Here is an 18,174-nt window from a genome sequence, read left to right as displayed (position 1 = left end):
GATTTATTTAAAACCGCGTTTGATACTCTACTACTGCACGACTATCATCGCTTAAATTAGTGGAAGCACGCACCCGAAATTCGTTGTTTATCCGGTAATTAACACCCCATTGGAAAGGGTCATTTGTTGTCAAAATTTTGATGCTGGAAAAGGATATTTTGGAAGAAATATCAACCCCAGCCTCTGCTGCTAATTCCAAACTGGAACTGCTTCTTCCCGCTTCGGGATTATCAGAAATAACGGTAGGAAATATCCGCAGTTCACTTAAGCCAAAAGTACTGCCAATCTGGTTAAAAGCTGACTGAAAATTGTTTAACACCGCCGAACCGGCGATGTTAATCAGACCCAATGTACTGTCACCACGTCCTTGGGTGTCTACAAACCCACCTCCTAAAAGAGCAACAATTTCAGTTTGACTACGTGACGGACTGCTTGTTAGTTCTAGATTTTCATTTAGTTTGCTAGCGAGACCTTTGATAGTGGCTTCGACTCGAACACTCTCTAAGGCTGATAAACCTGTGGAATTTACCCGGCTGAAATCATTATTTTGAGTTACGTCCAGTACTTTGGCAAATAGCTGAATATCTAAGTCGGGGTCGCGGGGTTGAGAGGGACTAAAAGTTGCGGTGTGTGTATAGCCAGAAGCAAGGTTAAATTGGGTAGTAAATAAATTTACCCCACCTTTTTCTAAGCGGATAGTGCCATCGGGTATTGGCTGATTGATTGAGCCGTTAACGATGAGATTACCAGTTGCAAGGAAACTAAGAATAGGTGGACGGGTAATTTGGACGTTTTTGCCTAGTTCCAAATCTAGATTATTAAATTTAGCGATGCCTAACGGCAAGGCTCCCGCCAACGCATTTCCCATCCCATTCCCAATTTCGGGTTTGTTCTGCTTATTGGCTTTTGCGGGTGATACGCCAAGACTACTATTTGCAGATGAAGGAGTACTGGTAGATTCTGCTAGCAATACTTGACCATCAAATAAACTTACTTTACCGCCAATTATCGGGTTAAGGGCAGAACCAGTAATCTGCAAATTGCCGCTAGCGCCTCCCTGGTAAAGTCCCTTGAGATTCAATGCCAGCTGATCGAGCTTAACAGTCAGGGGATTGTTGATAATCACATTCTGATTGTTGAAAATGGGAATTTCTCCAGCAGCTTCTACTTGACCACGGCTAAATCTACCCTGAAGATTTTCTACTAAGATGCTGTCAAAATTAAATAGCACTCTACCTGTAACACGTCTCACTTTACCTGGCAAAGCTTGGGCTGAAAAAGTAGCATTATTAATAGTAGCAATTCCATTTACTTCGGGTTTTTTGAGTGTTCCGCGTACCTTCAGGTTTACTTTTCCTTCACCTTTCTCAAATACCACTTGATTAGTAAATGCATTTAACAGTGACAATCCCTCGTTTTCCAAGTTCATATCCAGAGTTATTTGATCACTGTCTGGTGCGACGGAAGCAAAAGGCAATTTATAAGGTATGCTGCCAGTAATATTCACAGGTTTTGGCCCGGCAACTGCTACAATACTACCAAAGTTTAAGCGTCCGTTGGCATAGCCGAAACTTGCTGTTGCTGACTCTATTTTATTCTGATTTAGTATTCCTTCTGTAATTTGCAATTCCCCTTTAGCTTGGGGATTAGCAATGCTGCCTGCTAAAGCTGTTGTCGCGTTCAGATTACCTGTGATTCCAACTGGCAGTTTGACAAAATTATTCAGTACTTGCACTGGAAAATTATTCACCCGCAACTGACCAGATTGTTCGTCACCGCCAATGTTACCCGTGAAGGCAATCAGCCTGTTTTTAGACTCGATTCGTAAAGGTCGCAAACTCAAAACACTGTTTTCAAAGTTGCCTTCGGCAATCACTTTTTCGGCAGTATAAAAACGATTTCGTTCTTCCTTTTTACCCCAGGCAAAGTTTTGTCCATTCAAATTAAATTCCACTGACAATCCATTGGCTGTAGCTGTATTTATAGCCACTTCCCCGTTGAAAGTCCCCTTTAAGTCTGCCAAATCCGGTATTGGCGTGGAATTAAATCGCTGTTGTTCCTGTTCTGCTACCAGGACTTCAATTTCAGAAAACCGTTGGATTTGGTTAAATAAGGACTGATTTGGCGCTCCTTGGGGGGTGGTGGTTAAATCCTCTGCTGTGCCGTAGATTTCTGCTGAACCACCGGGCAAATTTTGTAAATCAAATACCTGTGCTACGGCTAGAACATCTTCGATCTTACCCTGGTTGACGTTCACTTTACCTTGTAGTTGAGGCCCTTTAGAAGTTTGAGCAAAAGTACCAACAAGGGCGTAGCGGCTGTTACCTTTGACAAATTCACTAGTGGCGAGTGTGGCTTTACCATTGTCGTAACGGAATTGAGCTGCTAAACGATCGCCTTTAACTCGGCCAATTTGGGGATTTGCGATCGCTAAATTCCCTGTTGCTGCCAATGTCTGCTGATTAAACAGCAAATCCCCAGTTAACAACCCAGCTATCTTACCAGTACCTAGTCGAGTAATTGCTGGCGGAGTCAAATTCAGTATTTGTAAGGGGAAATTTGCAATTTTGAGTGTCCAATCATTCCTTTCAACATTACCTGTGGCTAATGCTTGCTGCCATTGTACTAAGAAGGATTTAGGGCGATTATTAGCATCTAAATTAAAGGCCAAGCGATCGCTTTTTCCTGCCAAGTTCAAATTCAACCCACGTCCCTGTACTGAATCAATGTTTCCAGTTAACAAAGGCTCAAAAGCAATATTTTGAACAACCAAGTCTCGTAAATTAATTTGCCCGACTACATTTGGTAACGGTAACTTACCAGTGATTTGACCATTAAAATCCACTTTCCCCGCCACAGCAACCTGATTAGGAAGATTAATCGGTAACTGTTTTAAGTTGTAATTCTGGGCTTGGACGTTCAGATTTAGGGCAGTAATTTCTGGTATACCTGCCTTTTTTGCATTGGCTAATATGTTACCAGTAACATTTAAACCAGGAGCAGTTGCTCGTTCAATGGTCAGCCTTTCACCACTCCAAGCGATCGCAGCCGTCAGGGGTTGTTGAAGACCAGGGATACCTTGGGATAATCGCACCTGTCCAGCAGCACGCACATCAGCTAATTTGGATGATCCGAGGGTGCCAGCTAATTGCAACTGACCGCCAAATTGACCACGCAATTGCTGATTTAAGCGATTTAATTCCACACCATCAGCATTAACTACAGCTTGATAGCGACCATTGTCCAATTGGATGTTAGAGGCTGCGATCGTTCCACCTGCAACATTTAACCGTCCCTGACCACTGGCTTGAATAGTTTGCGGTTTAAAAGAATCAACAGAACCCGCCACGTTTGCTTGACCAGTTAACGTTCCTCGTAACTGCGGTGGTACTGCTACCAACTGCTGCAAGGGGACATTATTTGCTTGAACTTGCGCCTGATATACACGATTAGCCACTTGGATATTAGAGGCTTTAATAGTCCCACCCGCAACATTAATTAGTGCCTGACCATTGGCTTGAACATCTTGCGGTTTAAAAGGATCAACAGCACCCGCGACATTGAACTGACCATTTAAGGTTCCTTGGAACTGCTTTGGTACTGTTGCCAACTGCTGCACAGGAACATTCTTAGCCTGGACTTGCGCCTGATATACACCATCAGCAATTTGAATATTAGAGGCTGTAACAGTCCCCCCGCCAATAGCAAGACGACCCTCACCACTGCCACGGAGAGTTTTCAGACTGAAATTATCTCTGTTGCCTGCGATTTGGAACGTACCCGCCAATGGATTATTTAAAGCTGGGGGAGACTGTTTCAATATTTGTGCCAGCCGCACATTATTAGCTACAAGTTGAGCAGAGAAGCTTTGGTCTTGCAGTTGTATATGAGAAACTGCAACTGTGCCGCCACCAATTTGAATTCCTGCACCATCAGTGCGAATTGTGGCAATTTTAAATGGTGCTGTGCTACCTGAGAGGATGAGACGACCATTGAATTCTACCCCCGCCAAAGAGAGATTTTGCAGTTGACTTTTGTTTACAAAGGGTTCCAACTTTACCCCAGAGGCAACAGCCACAGCTTGCCAACGCTGATTGGCATAACTACCAGTTGCCTGTACTGTACCACCACTTACATTTAGAACCACATTACGGAAAGAGACGGTGCGATCGCTAGCAATCGCAACTTCGCCAGTTCCGGGGTAAGTTCCGTTAGGAGCTTGAAATTGTACCAGAGTTTGGGCATTGGTAGGAGCGCCAGTTAGTTGGGCTGTAGCTGAGACATTGGCGATTTGGAAATTGGGTGTTGTTTGATAAACTTTGGCGATCGCATCCCCTGGAACATTCTGGGCAGCGAAATTTAAATCCAGTCGCGGGTTTTTACCGAGTTGAATTGTGCCAGCGCCGGTGATTTCACCACCAACTTTGGCTTTACCTTGAATATCTTTGAGAGTAATTAAAGAAGATTTAGTAACAAGCTCAAATTTACTAGTGATGCTATTAAAATCAACTTTGTCAATTCGGGCAGTTTTAATTGTGGCAACTGTACCTGAGAGAATTGGCTCTTTTGTTGATCCAGTAATCTGCAAAGAAGCTTGTACTTGTCCAGCGATCGGCACAGGTAGTTTTACCTTGAGAGTTTCTTGGGCATTAGCTAAACTCACCGAATTTACACGCCCCGCCAACTTAAAACCCGCTTTAGTGTCGATAATTCCCGTCGCCACTAAGGGAATTTTGCCGTAGTTGGTAGTAACATTATTTAACTGCAACTCCGTTCCTTGGAAGTGGAGGTTTCCTTGGCTATTGCTCAACAGTTGCGGCACTTTTGGTATTTGAACTGTTACGCCTTGCACAGCAGCATTGCCAAACAATAAAGTCGGGTGTCCTGGCATTAACCGAACTAACAAGTCACCATTAGCTCGACCCGCCTGTAAGTTCACTGGTAACTTGATTAGGCGACTAATATCCTCAGCCAGCAAGTCTTGCGATCGCACCTGAAACTTCCCTGCTAACATCCGAGAACGTGTCTCTCCCTGAATGGAAATACTGCCACCACTATCTGCTTGACCCCCGACATCAAACCTGATGAACTGGTTTTTTGCTAAAAGTTGCGCAGAACCGTTCAGTTGAGAAAATGTTACAGGAGATGATGAGGATGTTAATCCCCCTACTCTCTTCTGCGGCATCAACGCCAGCTTGCCATTGCGAAACCGCAGGTAGTCCAAATCGGTTTTAATTGCGCTACCTTGACCAGACGACGCTATCTTAGTGGAAACCCAGCGCCCTTGGTTATCCTGTTCAATGTAAATATCTGAGTTGACTAAAGTGACATCTAGCTTTAGATGGCGGTTAAAGATTAGTTGTAACAGGTCAAAACCCACCTCCACAGATTCGATTGCCGCCTGATCTGGATCTGTGGGTGTGGCTGGGATAGCTGATGCTCCAAACTGCACTCCCGTCAACGAAAATTGTGTGACTCTTCCCAGTTTTACCGGACGGTTGAGTGTAGTCGTGAGACTTTGTTGTGCCAAGGGTGTTAACTCTGTTTGCACAAAAGTCCACAACCGCCAAATACCGACGACAATTGCTAACAGTAAAAGTCCGCCCAAGGCAATGCTACCCCGACTCAACACCAGCAACCATAGACGTTTGCGGATAGGGGAAAGGGAGTGATGATCTTGATTGGAAGAGTTAGTCATTTGCTTTCACTGTATTAATTGCCGGATATCGCTGGCACACACAAGCATTAACTGGCAGATTGGTATCACTATGCCATTTCCAGGATACGCCAACTAAATCCAAGACTCATTGGTTGAGTTACCGAATTTGCTTGATCTAACATATATGCTGAATAATATTGGCGTTTTCAGGAAAATCTCAGCTAAATAGAGTGAAAATTGTTCTTGTGACTTTCGGTGAGACACAATCTAGAACTTTAATGTTAATAGACCTTAAAAAAGACAGATGATTACACCTATGCGTGTTTTTGTGTTAATGTTTAATGCTCGAACGGAAAATGAGGGGATTCACACGATTCGGGAGGGCGATGCCGAAAGCGGCAAGCTACGCAATAAAATTCTGATGTTCGAGTCAGAAGACGATGCTACGCGCTTTGCGCTGATGTTGGAAGCTCAGGATTTCCCCTCACCGACACCAGAACCGATCGATGCTGAGGAAATCAAGGAATTTTGCGAAAGTGCTGGATATGAATGGGAAATTATCCCAGAAAACACCAATTTAGTTGTGACTCCCCCAGAACTTAACGTGGAAGAAACCGACTGGCAAGCAGATGCCCAGAAGCAGGATACTGTTGAAGACACCTTCCCTGTCAATCAACAGCCACTAGAAGAACCAGAATTGTCTGATTCGGAACTAGATAAGATGCGTCGCAAATTGGAAGGATTGTTGTAATTTGTCATTAGTCATTAGTCATTGGTCATTGGTCATTGGTTATTGGTTATTGGTTATCGTAAATTAAAGGGTTTAAGAACCTGCAATCTACATGTAGAACCCATTTCAGTCGGGGTTTAAATCCCCCGAAGTTGCCACAACGGGGGGAACCCCCGCAAGGCACTTCTCTTCGTCTGAAATGTCTTTAATTTTGAATTTTGTTAGCGTAGCGTTAGCGAGTCCGCGTTCGCTTTTAGCGTCTCGTAGAGAGCGTCATTTTGAATTTTGAATTGTTAATAGCCATTGGTCGCTTGACTAATGACATAGACAGCCGAAAAAGCGGCTACTCTACGAGAACGCCAAAGGCGAACCCGTAGGATAGAACAAAAGACTAAGGACAAATTACAGGGGACAAATGACAAATTTGCAGGAACGCGGACATCTTTTAACCGAGTTGGTAAATCCTAACAGTCTTAACTTAGACCAGCTCAGTTCTCTGGAATTGGTGGAGCTGTTTAATAACGAAGACCAAAAGGCAGTTGCGGCGGTTGCGGCGGCAAAAATTGAGTTGGCACAAGCAATTGAGCGTACCGCAGAGCGTTTGCGCCACGGAGGACACCTATTTTATATCGGTGCGGGCACAAGTGGTCGCTTAGGGGTGTTAGATGCTGCTGAGTGTCCACCTACTTTTTGTACACCTCCAGAGTTGGTACAGGGGATTATTGCTGGTGGTGCGGGGGCGCTGGTACGTAGTTCTGAAGATTTAGAAGACAGTATTGAAGATGGTGAGGCGGCGATCGCTGGGCGACACATTACCCAATTAGATGTAGTCGTTGGCATTACCGCCGGTGGGACAACACCTTATGTCCACGGTGCGCTTCATGCTGCGCGTCAACGGGGAGCCACTACTATTTTTATCGCCTGTGTTCCAGCTGAACAAGTTAGCTTTGATGCCGATATTGACATTCGCCTATTGACAGGGCCAGAAATAATCGCCGGCTCAACTCGCCTGAAAGCTGGTACAGCTACGAAGTTAGCTTTAAATATGCTTTCTACTGGGGTGATGGTCAAGCTAGGCAAAGTTTATGGCAATCGCATGGTGGATGTGGCCGTAACAAATCACAAATTACGCGATCGCGCTTTGGGAATTTTGCAAGACCTCACTGGTTTAAGTCGGGAAGCTGCTGGTTTTTTATTAGAACGTAGTGGCAAGTGGGTTAAACTAGCGCTATTGATGCACTGGACTGGTTTAGAAAAAGACGAGAGCGATCGGCTTCTTTCCGAACACCAAAGTAATCTCAGAGCAGCTGTTCTCAGCTATCAAAACCACAACCAACCTTAAAGAAATTTTCCTAAATAAACCACTTCTACTTTCTGACTTTTCACGGCATTGGCAAAACCTCTCTTCTTCTAGGAGAGAAACTTTAAATTTTCCTGCTTATACCATTTCACACAAACCCTGATACATATAGATTTCTCGTAGGGGCACAGAAAAAGCTCATACGTGTCAACTTCAGAAAAAATCTGCTTTGAGAAGACGTTTTGCCCTCATCCCCTAACCCCGAATCCCAACTTGGGATTCGGGGAACTAGAGAATTTGTTCCCCTCTCCCAATTTTGGGAGAGGGGCTGGGGGTGAGGGTCAATTTTATCGAGTGTAGCCCAAGAGTGAAGCACCCCATCCAATTAAAGCGCTACCAAAGACTAGCCATGCACTATTAATACCCAAACGAATAGCTAAAATAGCTGAGACGCTCGCGATCGCAAAGCCGAGAAAATCTCCAAATGGGGCTTGTGGTAATGTTAAAGTCGCTGCCCCCAGTTGCAGAGTCGTAACAACCATTAGTGCTACAGCACTAACATTCACAGCATCCAAAAAAGCTCTAGTCCAAGAAGAAGCCCGTAAACGTGGGATTAGGGGATTCAAGGCAGCAACAAAAACAAAAGAAGGTAGAAAAATTCCGATTGTGGCAATAATTGCGCCAGGTATACCGGCAATGATATAACCAATAAATGTCGCAGTGGAAAGTACTGGGCCAGGCGTAAATTGACCAATTGCGATCGCATCTAATAACTGTTGTTGTGTCAGCCAGCCGTATTCTTCAACCAATCCTCCTTGGAGAAAAGCCACCAAAAGGTAGCCACCACCAAACAAGACACTACCGACTTTCAGAAAAAACCAGCCCAACTGCCATAAAGAAACGTTGGTTGCTGTAGATGCAGATGCAGCAACAGCCACCGTTGCCTTGAAAGTCGCACCTGTGCTGAGACTAGCAATTAAAAAGTTGGCTTTATCTCCTGGTTTGTCGTTTTTCTCACCAGAATGTAACCAAAGCATACCCAGCAATCCCCCAATTAATAGGGCAATTATTTCATTTAATTTTAATAATAATGTCAGTAATGCCACAGCCAAAGCAATCACTAGTAATTGGCGAGTTTTCACAGCCTTTTTTGCCAAGCCCCACAGGGCATTGATGATGATTGCTAAAACAGCCGGTTTAATGCCATAAAGTAAGGGAGCTATTTGGGGTAGAGTGCCGTAAGTAACATAAACCCAAGCAAACCCGCCAGTAATTAGAACCGCAGGTAAGATAAAGCAGACGCCTGACACAATCAGCCCCAGCCATCCTGCATAGATGTATCCTATATGGATAGCCATTTCTGTGGAATTTGGCCCAGGAATTAGGTTAGTTGCGCCCAGCAAATCTAGAAAATGCTCCCTTGTTAACCACTGACGCCGCTTAACCACTTCATCTTCAATCATGGCGATATGAGCAACCGGACCTCCAAAGCCGATGACACCTAGTTTAAAAAACAGGTTAGCGAGTTCACCTAAACGACTTGGTGCTGAGTTAGTCACGTCGCTTCTCTACGAATTAAAAATTCAAACTTAATAATCCCCATAAATATAATACAGGCGAAAGTTTGCCTAGCTTTAACAAGTGCCTTAGAGTAACTAATCTCGATAATTGAGATGGTGGCTGGATTTGTGCCTTCTTACAGTAGCCATAAAATATATTTTTAACTAAAATATTGACTTATTCTGGAATTTGAATTTTTTGCTGTGTATTTAGACAGAGATAAAAATCAAGCCTAGAACTCTTCATAAAAAATTACAGATAGCAAACTCATGACACAGCCTAACTCGCAAGACAAAAACAACTTTATTTACCCTCGTAGTCGATATTATGGGAAATTCCAGCCAGAGAACTTAGTGTTTAATGCTAACCTCCAAGAATTTGCCCAAAAAATTAGTTACATCACTTGTCTAGAAACAGGCGGAAAGCTATCTTCAGAAGAAGCTTACCAGCAAATTAGGGTGCTTTGGAAACAGTTGAAACATAGTAAAAAGGAACTGGCTATTGCTGTAAATAAAGAAATTTAAACTTTTAACGCGATGTGTGACTTATTTAAGAGTATGACCACTGATCTAAAGCGCATTTGATTAAGTCTAATTCAATAAGTAAAATGCCATTTGACTTACTCAAAATGGCATTTTGCTTTCTCATTTCGGTGTTTTCCGCAATTAATTACCTTCTAGCAAAGTCCAAAAGTAGCCATCTGGGGCAACAAAAGAGAAACTTCTCTCGCCAAACTCATTACTAATGATCTCTGTAACTTTTTGTGCAGTACTTGCTTTGATGCGATCGCAATACTCCTGTATTCCCTTAACCCGATAGGTATATAAAGACATCCCCAAGCTACCTGGTTGGGCTGCTTCAAAGCGCGATTCTAAATTAATATCTTCTGGGAATCGAACGATGTAAAGCCTGCCACTGCGTGCAGCCATTAGGTCAGACTTAGAAGAACGGGGATCATCAAAGGTAGTCACAATAAACTTTTCACCAGGGTTAAGGTCAAATATATCTCGACCTGCTAGCGAAGATTCATAGCTAGTTTCGACATCATCACGCACACGCAGCAAACCTAAAACTTCTTCATAAAATTTCAAGGTTTCTTTGGTATCATCTTGAACAATGATCCCCAGATGGGTAAACTGACTAGCCTTGAGAGCAGCATTATGGTTAACTTGTCCGTAATGCGGTAGTGTATAACCAAACCGTTGAAATAAAACCTGTCGAGCTAAGGGTTGCAGTAGTAGCATTTCTCGCACACCAACTGCTGGCTGAATAAAAGGACGGCTTCTCCTCTCTTTGTTGTAGATGACTTCCCAATAAGGGTTAGAGTGCCTAATAGGTAAACCTGCGGCTTTTGCATCCTCTAGATGATTTAAGATATTTAAAATATCCGTCGTTAAGCTTGTCGCCCAACGATTTCCCTTAATTTTCATTGAGGCAATTTCTAAACCTTTATGGGTGGGGTTTTGCCAAACCATCAGCCGAATCAAACCATGATCTGCATTTTGGTGGTAGAGCCGGATTGAACGTAAAGATGAATTCACCCCATATAATTGATTGGCTACATCTGCGGTTAATTCACCGATTTCACCAATACGATAGCCAAATTGCTCCCAATACTGAATTGCCGAAATTGGCTCTGGGATGCCAATACAGACTTCATAGATCCCTTCAATTGCGGTTTGTTGTTCGTGAGTCATATATGAGTGCTGAGGGCTAGGTCACTAATTCACCTAATGCGGCCAAAATTAAAGGGTAGCTGCCCGTAGCCTATCACTAATGATTAAGCTGATTGTTTGGATGTTCATCCTTTGTAACCGTAGGTGATACTGCCGTTACTACACTTTTTTCTTGGGCTTGTATTTCCAGTAATTGGGGAATCGTCACAAATCGATAGCCTTGGGCTTTCAGACCTGCGATCATTTCTGGTAAAGCCTTGACAGATTTGGAACGGTTGCCGCCTCCATCGTGCAACAGTACAATTGCACCGGGTTTTGCCTGTTTCAGCACATTTTTGACCAGCATTGGTACTTGAGGCGAACGACGTTCAGCGTCTCCTGACTCTTCTGACCACATCATGACGGCGTACTTCTGGTTTTTGGCATATTGAGCCAATCCATTATTCAAAAAGCCACCAGGGGGACGAAACAGAGTTGTTTTCTGTCCTGTCGTCTTGTAGATGATGTCTGCTGTGCGATCAATTTCAGTAGCCGCAGTCGCTCCATCCATTTGAAAATACCAATGATGCCATGTGTGATTACCAATTACGTGACCATCAGCAGCCACTTGCTTGGCAATTTTGGGAAAATACTTCACCATTTCTCCAACCATGAAGAATGTCGCCTTGATATCATTTTTCTTCAAAATTTCTAAAATCTGTGCCGTATTTTTGGGGCCAGGGCCATCATCAAAGGTCAAGGCGATGATTTTCTCATTTGCTTTTAGTTTCCCTTGATAAACGATTGTTCCCTGAAAAGGCTTTGGCACTTCATTCATCTGGTTTATTGCTGGGGAAACAACGTGTGCAGATGCACTCATTGCTCTACCTAAACTCGTTTTAGTGCGATCGCCTTTTAACTTTTGAATTCCCAACAAATGGTCAAGTTTAGTTGTGCCTACAAGCAGACTGATACTCAAACTAGTAGCAGTAGTAAGCAATGTAATCATTGCTACTTTCAAACTGAGAGTTAATTTATGACTGTACACCTTAAATCTCCTTAAATATTAGTCATTACTCATTAGTCATTAGTTATTTCCGCTTTTTCATCGCCCTCTTATTTAATTCGCACTCGGTTGTAAATTTATATCTTTGCTGCTAAAAGAAAAAAGAATAAAATACCTTGAAACATCCCAGCTAAAGGAAGTCCCAATTTAATCTGCACTAATTCACCGCCTATATACAAAAGTCCCATCAAAAGACTAGATAAAATAATATTTAGTGGATTTAAGCGGCAAATAAAAGCAGCAATAATGGCAGTATAACCGTAACCCGCAGAAATGCTAGGGCGTAGTTGACCAATAGGGCTTTGGACTTTGCACACACCAGCTAAAAAAAGCTAATCCAACGCTATATTAATAGAGTTAGTCAATTAACCGTAGGCATAGCCCGTGGTAGATATCGCTCTTTATCCCAGCATACACCGCAGCCTTGAGACTGGCATCAACTACCCGCACGCTGAAACCAAAAAATGTTTGCCGCAGTACTCCCCAAATTAACACTGCTGCCACAACTGCCAAAATTACACCCAAATGTAACCTTGTTCTAGCAATTAATGGTTGTAAATTAGCAAATTCCACAAAGGGTGCAGATTCGAGAATAAATAAACTATGTTACGCAATATCAAATTAATTAAATTCGCTCTTTATCCCAGCATACACCGCTATTTTAAGGGCTGAAGCCCTGATTACAAACCTTTAATTATTCATGCCCACTTACTTTTATCTAGACATCTAAAAACCTGTAGAATCTTCCTCATTCCCAGGCGATCGCCTGGGGCAGATAAAAGAACATAATACAATGTAAAGCCCTGCTAGAAGCACGGGGCTTTAGACCCAAATTTTCGGTAAAAGCATTCAACATAAAAATAACCCAATGCTGATGTGGGGTACGATCGCTGCCTTCGGTGCCAGAATTTTCAGTACTCATCTGCTTATAGAACCCATTTGACATCTTAGGAAGGGTCTGCAAGCCTCTTAATCATTAGCCTGATGAAGCAGAGGTTGAGTTTGGCAGTGGCACCAGCGAGTGTTCGTTCAAAGTTCAAAACCTGAATTTTACAACGCTCCATCCAAGCATTGGAGCGCTCGATCACCCATCTGGCGACTGCCGGAACAAATTCACATTTACCTTGTGCTGCTTTCTCTTGTTTTGAGGGTTTCGTAGAAAGTTGAAACTGGATTTTAGTCATGATCTCCGGGTAAATTCGCTCTAACTCCTGAGTCAAATATTCAATCTTGATACCCGTGATCTAGCAAGATGGTGAGCTTGGGAATATCGGTAGGTTTTGACTTGAAGTAGTCGATGTTGAGAGTAAACTTCTCTTTTAATCCGGCATCATCCGAGATTCAAAACCTCATAAGATGTCAAATGGGTTCTATAGGCTCCCACATCACACCCAACACTTGTAATGCTAGTCTGGAGACTCTTCAGAGATAGGTTCCGATTCGGTTTCAAGTTCTTCTGTTTTGACTTTGGCTGGAGGTTTAACGGGTTTTGGGCCACGCGCTAGGGCAGGATTCCCTGGCTGCCTCTTTTCATCCCCATAGGATCCTTTTTTCTCTGTGCCAGAGGAACGATTACGAGTCGGTTTTGAGCTTTTGGGGTTGGATTCAATAGGAGGTATAGAATCGGAGTTTTCGGAATTGTTGTCAGTACTTCCTTGGGACTGACGTTCCGATTTTTTGATTGGGCGTTCTACCATTGTTGATTTTTTGCAAATTTATCTGTATAGTACATCGGTTTGGTGACTATTAAACTATTGAGTAGCATTTTTTAAAGATTTTATTGAAAGCGGCGGGAAACTCCATCCCCTCCCTACGGGACGCTGCGCGAACGTGGGTGGAGAGGGATAGCACTTCGGCCGTGCTCAGTGACCACCGCCCCGCCGATGAGCGTCATTAGTCAAAAGTCATTGGTCATTGGTACTAATGACTTTTGACTAATGACTAATGACTAATGACTAAAAACTCCATCCCCTTGTAGGTGGAGTTTTTTAGCAGAAAAGAATTTCGGAGTCACAATTGAGAATTCAGAATTTAAATGTGAAAATGGGTGCGTTCTCCATAGCTGAACGCACTCGACAACTATTCAACAAAATCAGGTCGTGCCTGTTGAGTTAATTTCAACTTTGACTCTAAAACTGCCCAATTCTCTTGCTCAATTAAGTTAGTCAGCTCATCGAGATTGTGACGATACTGTTGGAGCGATCGCAGCAATGCTTGACGATTATACCGCGCCATCATCACGCCTAACTCTGGATTCCCACCACCCACACGACTGGTATCCCGAAAACCGGAACTAGCTAACTTTTGGGCTAATTCCAAAACATCTGTTTCCGTTTCACTCAAACAAGCAGCAATCAACGAGGAACTGACCATTACAGGTAAATGGGAAATCCAACTAACAGCGCGGTCATGTTGCTCTGGTTGACAATGGTAGATATTCGCTCCCAGCGATCGCACAATTTCTTCCACAATGGTAATTGCAGTAGTTGGGGTTGTAGTGATCGGTGTTAATACATAAGGTTTATCGACAAATAAATGCCTCTGTGCAGCTTCTATCCCACTGTCTGTTCTTCCCGCCATTGGATGACCGCCGATAAAATTATCCCAGAGGGGAGAAATCGCCTTGACTATCTGGGCTTTCGCCGAACCGACATCAGTGACCACGGTAGCGACAGACAAATGAGCGATCAACTGTTCAAATTGAGGCACAATGAGGGCTAGAGGTGTACAAATAAATACAACCTCTGCGGTTGCCAACAGGCTCAGATCAACTGATGCTTGATCAACACTGCCGAGGGCAACTGCCTTTTCACAGGTAGATTCACGGCGACTAACTCCTAAGATATGATGTCCTTGCGATCGCAAATCAAAACCTAAAGAGCCGCCGATCAGTCCCAGTCCTAAAATCCCAATATTCATTTTTGATTTTGACATTCCGTTTTTTCTGACTTTACCAACTATTAAGTTGGCATCCAAGGGGTAGCATCAATGACTGTAGAGGAATTACTGGAACAATATGCAGCAGGAGTCTTAAACTTTAGTGGTGTTGACCTTGCGGAAGCTAACCTGAGTGGGGTTAAACTCAGTGGCGTAAATCTTAGTGATGCTAATTTGAGTATAGTTAACCTCAGTGGCGCGAATCTGAGTGAAGCTAACTTGAGCAATGCCAAGCTGAATGTGGCCCGACTCAGTGGCGCGAATCTATCTAACGCCATCTTGAATAACGCCAGTTTCAATGTTGCTAATTTGATTCGAGCCGATCTCAGTCGCGCTCAACTTAAAGGAGCTTCATTTATCCGCGCCGAGTTAATTCGCGCTGACCTCAGTCGCGCCGACCTGTCAGAGGCTGACCTCACCAGTGCCGATCTGCGAGAGGCGACACTCCGCCAAGCGAATCTCCGTCAGGCTAACTTGAGTGGGGCACTCTTGAGAGGCGCTTCCTTGACAGGAGCTAACTTAGAGATGGCTAATTTAAACTCCAGTGACCTGAGTCGTTCTGACTTGAGCGGTGCAAATTTGCGAGATGCCGAACTCAGACAAGCCAATTTCAGCCATGCTAACTTGAGCGGGGCAGATTTGGGCGGGGCGAATCTCCGGTGGGCAGATTTGAGGGGGGCGAATCTGCGGTGGGCAGATTTGAGCGGCGCAAAATTGAGCGGGGCTAATTTAATTGGCGCAGATTTAAGCAATGCAAATTTAACGAATACCAGTTTAATCCACGCCGATTTAACTCAGGCAAAATTAATTAAGACGGAATGGATCGGTGCTGATTTAACAGGAGCAACTTTAACTGGGGCAAAACTTTATGCCACCTCCAGGTTTGGTTTAAAAACCGAAGGTATGACTTGTGAATGGCTTGATCTTAGCCCCGCAGGCGATCGCTCCATAATCCAAAAGTTCGATTCCGAAGACTCACGAGATTTTTTTAACGAAACACCGCCAACAATTCGGATTATTGTTGATGCAGCCCTAGAACATGAAGCCAATTTTGCGATCGCTGGTGCTTACTACCAAATTGCTCAAGAATACCGGGGGCTGAAACAACCCCCAAGCATCGACAGTGGGCGTCGTCGCACTGTTTTCACCTTTTATCTAGATAGCGACGAAGCCTTATTTTCCACTGCTTACATTGTGATTCTTCCCTTTCTAGATGCGGCATCTACCCAAAAGAATATTTCTAGTCTGGTGGAAATGATTAATAGTGAAGTTGCTGCAAATCAAGATTTTAAATCGCCCGATATGGTGAAACAATTAAATATTCTTGTAGAGCAAGCCATAAGTCAGGCTATAACAATTAAACAGATGAAAAGAAATATCGCAGTCGCCGCAAAATTAAATTTTTGCCAAGCCCCAACCCAAATAATTTTAACAAATTCCAGCGCCCACAATTTGATTGTCCATGACCATCCCAACTTTGGGAAAAGATTTATTAATCGCTCTGCTCTCAATACTTCAGCTTATGATGATACATCCCATAACTCCACAAAATATATATTGCCTTCGTTAGATATAATTATAGATTTTTTTAAAGGATTTCACTATATTAGTCATTAGGAATTCGGCATAGAGCAAATGACAAATTACAAATAACAAATTTCTGGAGGATAAAAATGCGCGATACCTTTAATAAAATGATCGGTCGAAATCGCTATGTAGTCTTTCGCCTATTTCTGCACTTAGGGGGAGGTGAGGTAGCCCCAATTATGGGAGTATTGAATAGTGCTGGACGAGATGCGATCGATGCCGATGGCGATTTAGAAGTTTTGGGAGAAGGATTGGTAGAAATTAGCCAAACCCTGTTGCAATACGATGAATATTGGCTTTCTGCTGCCAATGAAGGCGATGTATTTTGGGATGAAGGCGAGGCGGGAGATTACGTGAATGAATTATTTACTGATTCTGCCCAAAGATATCTTAGTGAACCAGATTACAGTTCTGACTCTGGATTGAATCAACCTTTATCGATACCTGTAACCCGCAATGTCATTGTGATTATTACAGTAGCGTATGAAGGAGAAATATCAGAGTTAGAAACTGATCTTTCTAACGTTCAGTCTCTGAAGGAAGCTTTTAAAGCCTTAATCAATTTGCACTATAAACATAAACTCAAGGCAATTCAAGTACATTTCTCGCCAGCACAGTTAGGCGATGAACTCACTAGTGATCAACTGTTGCAATATTACCCAGAATTGATCCCTTTGTAATCTGTTGGGTAGTCCGTACTTACTATTCACATCAATAAATTGTTAAGCTCAGAGATAGGACAATAATCCAATGATCATGACCATAGTACGTAAATTTACAGCCGTTTTTTTAGCTCTGAGTTTGTGTCTGACAACTGTCGCTTGTGGAGGCCAAAACCAAACTAATTCTTCACCTAAGAACGTTAGCCAAAGCTCTACTAACACCAAGCTGAGTGATGGTGAGTATCAAATACAACAAGCTACTTATGACGATGCAACTGGGGAATACAGCCTGTTTTTACTTAACAATAATCCCCCAACCTTTGCAACCGAAAATTTGCAAATGGCACGGTTAACTGATGATCAAATCAAGCAAGGTAAGAAAAGCTATCTAAAGGTAGAAAAAGGACAACCGATTTTATATGTGACGGAAGACTTTAAAATTGAGTACGTCCACAACGTTACCGAGAATAAAACCAATCCTCAAACAGGACAACAAGAGACGGTTGTAGTCCGTCGAGAAAATAATTTCTGGGCACCCTTTGCTGGGTCTGTAGCTGGTAGCTTGGCTGGTCAGGCAATTGGTAGTATGTTGTTTAGACCCCAATATTATGTACCCCCTGTCTATCAATCAGGTCAAGGATTAAGTGGCTTCGGTGGATATGGTGGAAGCTATGGCCAAGCAGTTCAAAACTACCAAACTCGCTATAATACGCCACCCGCAGCCATAACAAATCGCACTGCCTTCCGCAATACAGGCACAATTAGAAGATCATATCCGGGAAATTCAACTATACGCAATACACCGCGTAGCACTACAGGTAATAACCGTCCTTCTGGTTCTGGCTTTGGTGGTAGCAGCTTGCGACCCTCTGGCAGAGCCGTTTCACCCAGACGCAATTCTGGTAGTAGTTTTGGTAGTGGGCGTAGTTCAGCACCCAGCCGTTCAGGTGGTTTTGGCAGCAGACGCCGTTAGAAAATTCCAAATTCAATTAAATAGGCTGCCTAAGAAGTGAAGGTA

At 43.3% G+C, this 18,174-nt stretch carries 16 protein-coding genes; 6 read left to right on the top strand and 10 right to left on the bottom strand.

Features of this window, described 5'->3' with window-relative positions:
* Window positions 1-7: 7 nt before the first annotated feature.
* Window positions 8-5,698: a translocation/assembly module TamB gene (locus HWQ38_RS25525; RefSeq protein WP_292799137.1), complete on the bottom strand. Its 5,691-nt coding sequence runs from the start codon at window positions 5,696-5,698 to the stop codon at window positions 8-10.
* A 265-nt stretch (window positions 5,699-5,963) separates the two neighbouring features.
* Here HWQ38_RS25525 and HWQ38_RS25520 point away from each other — a divergent pair, with 265 nt between their 5' ends.
* Together HWQ38_RS25520 and murQ are read left to right on the top strand one after the other, a co-directional pair.
* Entirely contained in the window at window positions 5,964-6,410 is a 447-nt protein-coding gene (locus tag HWQ38_RS25520; RefSeq protein WP_292799135.1) for a DUF3110 domain-containing protein, read from the top strand.
* A gap of 394 nt (window positions 6,411-6,804) precedes the next feature.
* Window positions 6,805-7,731, top strand: a complete 927-nt coding sequence (gene murQ / locus HWQ38_RS25515) for an N-acetylmuramic acid 6-phosphate etherase (RefSeq protein WP_292799133.1) — start codon at window positions 6,805-6,807, stop codon at window positions 7,729-7,731.
* A gap of 305 nt (window positions 7,732-8,036) precedes the next feature.
* Here the strand turns inward: murQ and chrA are convergent, their stop codons facing one another.
* Window positions 8,037-9,248, bottom strand: coding sequence for a chromate efflux transporter (gene chrA, locus HWQ38_RS25510; RefSeq protein ID WP_292799131.1), 1,212 nt, complete (start codon window positions 9,246-9,248; stop codon window positions 8,037-8,039).
* A 270-nt stretch (window positions 9,249-9,518) separates the two neighbouring features.
* Between chrA and HWQ38_RS25505 the strand changes: the two genes are divergently transcribed.
* Window positions 9,519-9,773 (top strand): hypothetical protein, encoded by a 255-nt coding sequence (locus HWQ38_RS25505; protein WP_292799129.1) that lies wholly within the window; start codon window positions 9,519-9,521, stop codon window positions 9,771-9,773.
* Between the two features lie 141 nt (window positions 9,774-9,914).
* On the opposite strand, the gene HWQ38_RS25500 is transcribed toward HWQ38_RS25505, so the two are convergent.
* The 8 genes from HWQ38_RS25500 to HWQ38_RS25465 form a co-directional block, all read right to left on the bottom strand.
* Entirely contained in the window at window positions 9,915-10,946 is a 1,032-nt protein-coding gene (locus HWQ38_RS25500; protein ID WP_292799127.1) for a VOC family protein, read from the bottom strand.
* A 76-nt stretch (window positions 10,947-11,022) separates the two neighbouring features.
* Window positions 11,023-11,952, bottom strand: a complete 930-nt coding sequence (locus tag HWQ38_RS25495; protein WP_292799125.1) for a polysaccharide deacetylase family protein — start codon at window positions 11,950-11,952, stop codon at window positions 11,023-11,025.
* Window positions 11,953-12,047: 95 nt separating this feature from the next.
* Window positions 12,048-12,287, bottom strand: a complete 240-nt coding sequence (locus tag HWQ38_RS25490; protein ID WP_292799123.1) for a hypothetical protein — start codon at window positions 12,285-12,287, stop codon at window positions 12,048-12,050.
* A gap of 40 nt (window positions 12,288-12,327) precedes the next feature.
* Window positions 12,328-12,543 carry a hypothetical protein gene (locus HWQ38_RS25485; RefSeq protein ID WP_292799121.1) on the bottom strand — a complete coding sequence of 72 codons (216 nt, stop codon included), beginning with the start codon at window positions 12,541-12,543 and terminating at the stop codon, window positions 12,328-12,330.
* Between the two features lie 175 nt (window positions 12,544-12,718).
* A complete protein-coding gene (locus tag HWQ38_RS25480; RefSeq protein ID WP_292799119.1) occupies window positions 12,719-12,892 on the bottom strand; it encodes a hypothetical protein in 174 nt (57 codons plus the stop codon).
* A 25-nt stretch (window positions 12,893-12,917) separates the two neighbouring features.
* The gene (locus HWQ38_RS25475; RefSeq protein ID WP_292799117.1) at window positions 12,918-13,154 is read right to left on the bottom strand and encodes a transposase; all 237 of its coding nucleotides are present in this window, start codon (window positions 13,152-13,154) and stop codon (window positions 12,918-12,920) included.
* Between the two features lie 222 nt (window positions 13,155-13,376).
* Window positions 13,377-13,667: a hypothetical protein gene (locus HWQ38_RS25470; protein WP_292799115.1), complete on the bottom strand. Its 291-nt coding sequence runs from the start codon at window positions 13,665-13,667 to the stop codon at window positions 13,377-13,379.
* A gap of 382 nt (window positions 13,668-14,049) precedes the next feature.
* Entirely contained in the window at window positions 14,050-14,889 is an 840-nt protein-coding gene (locus tag HWQ38_RS25465; protein WP_292799180.1) for a prephenate/arogenate dehydrogenase, read from the bottom strand.
* Window positions 14,890-14,958: 69 nt separating this feature from the next.
* Here HWQ38_RS25465 and HWQ38_RS25460 point away from each other — a divergent pair, with 69 nt between their 5' ends.
* The 3 genes from HWQ38_RS25460 to HWQ38_RS25450 all read left to right on the top strand — a co-directional run bounded on the left by HWQ38_RS25460 (window position 14,959) and on the right by HWQ38_RS25450 (window position 18,129).
* Window positions 14,959-16,524 carry a pentapeptide repeat-containing protein gene (locus HWQ38_RS25460; protein WP_292799114.1) on the top strand — a complete coding sequence of 522 codons (1,566 nt, stop codon included), beginning with the start codon at window positions 14,959-14,961 and terminating at the stop codon, window positions 16,522-16,524.
* 56 nt (window positions 16,525-16,580) lie between these two features.
* Window positions 16,581-17,174, top strand: a complete 594-nt coding sequence (locus HWQ38_RS25455) for a DUF1517 domain-containing protein (RefSeq protein WP_292799112.1) — start codon at window positions 16,581-16,583, stop codon at window positions 17,172-17,174.
* Between the two features lie 70 nt (window positions 17,175-17,244).
* On the top strand, window positions 17,245-18,129 hold the full coding sequence (locus tag HWQ38_RS25450; protein WP_292799110.1) for a hypothetical protein: 885 nt from the start codon (window positions 17,245-17,247) through the stop codon (window positions 18,127-18,129).
* Window positions 18,130-18,174: the final 45 nt, after the last annotated feature.

Origin of the sequence: Nostoc sp. NMS7 (assembly GCF_017115085.1) — a bacterium.
Classification (GTDB): domain Bacteria; phylum Cyanobacteriota; class Cyanobacteriia; order Cyanobacteriales; family Nostocaceae; genus Nostoc.
The sequence above is the reverse complement of the archived record's forward strand: the minus strand, read 5'-3'. Positions and strand labels throughout refer to the sequence as shown.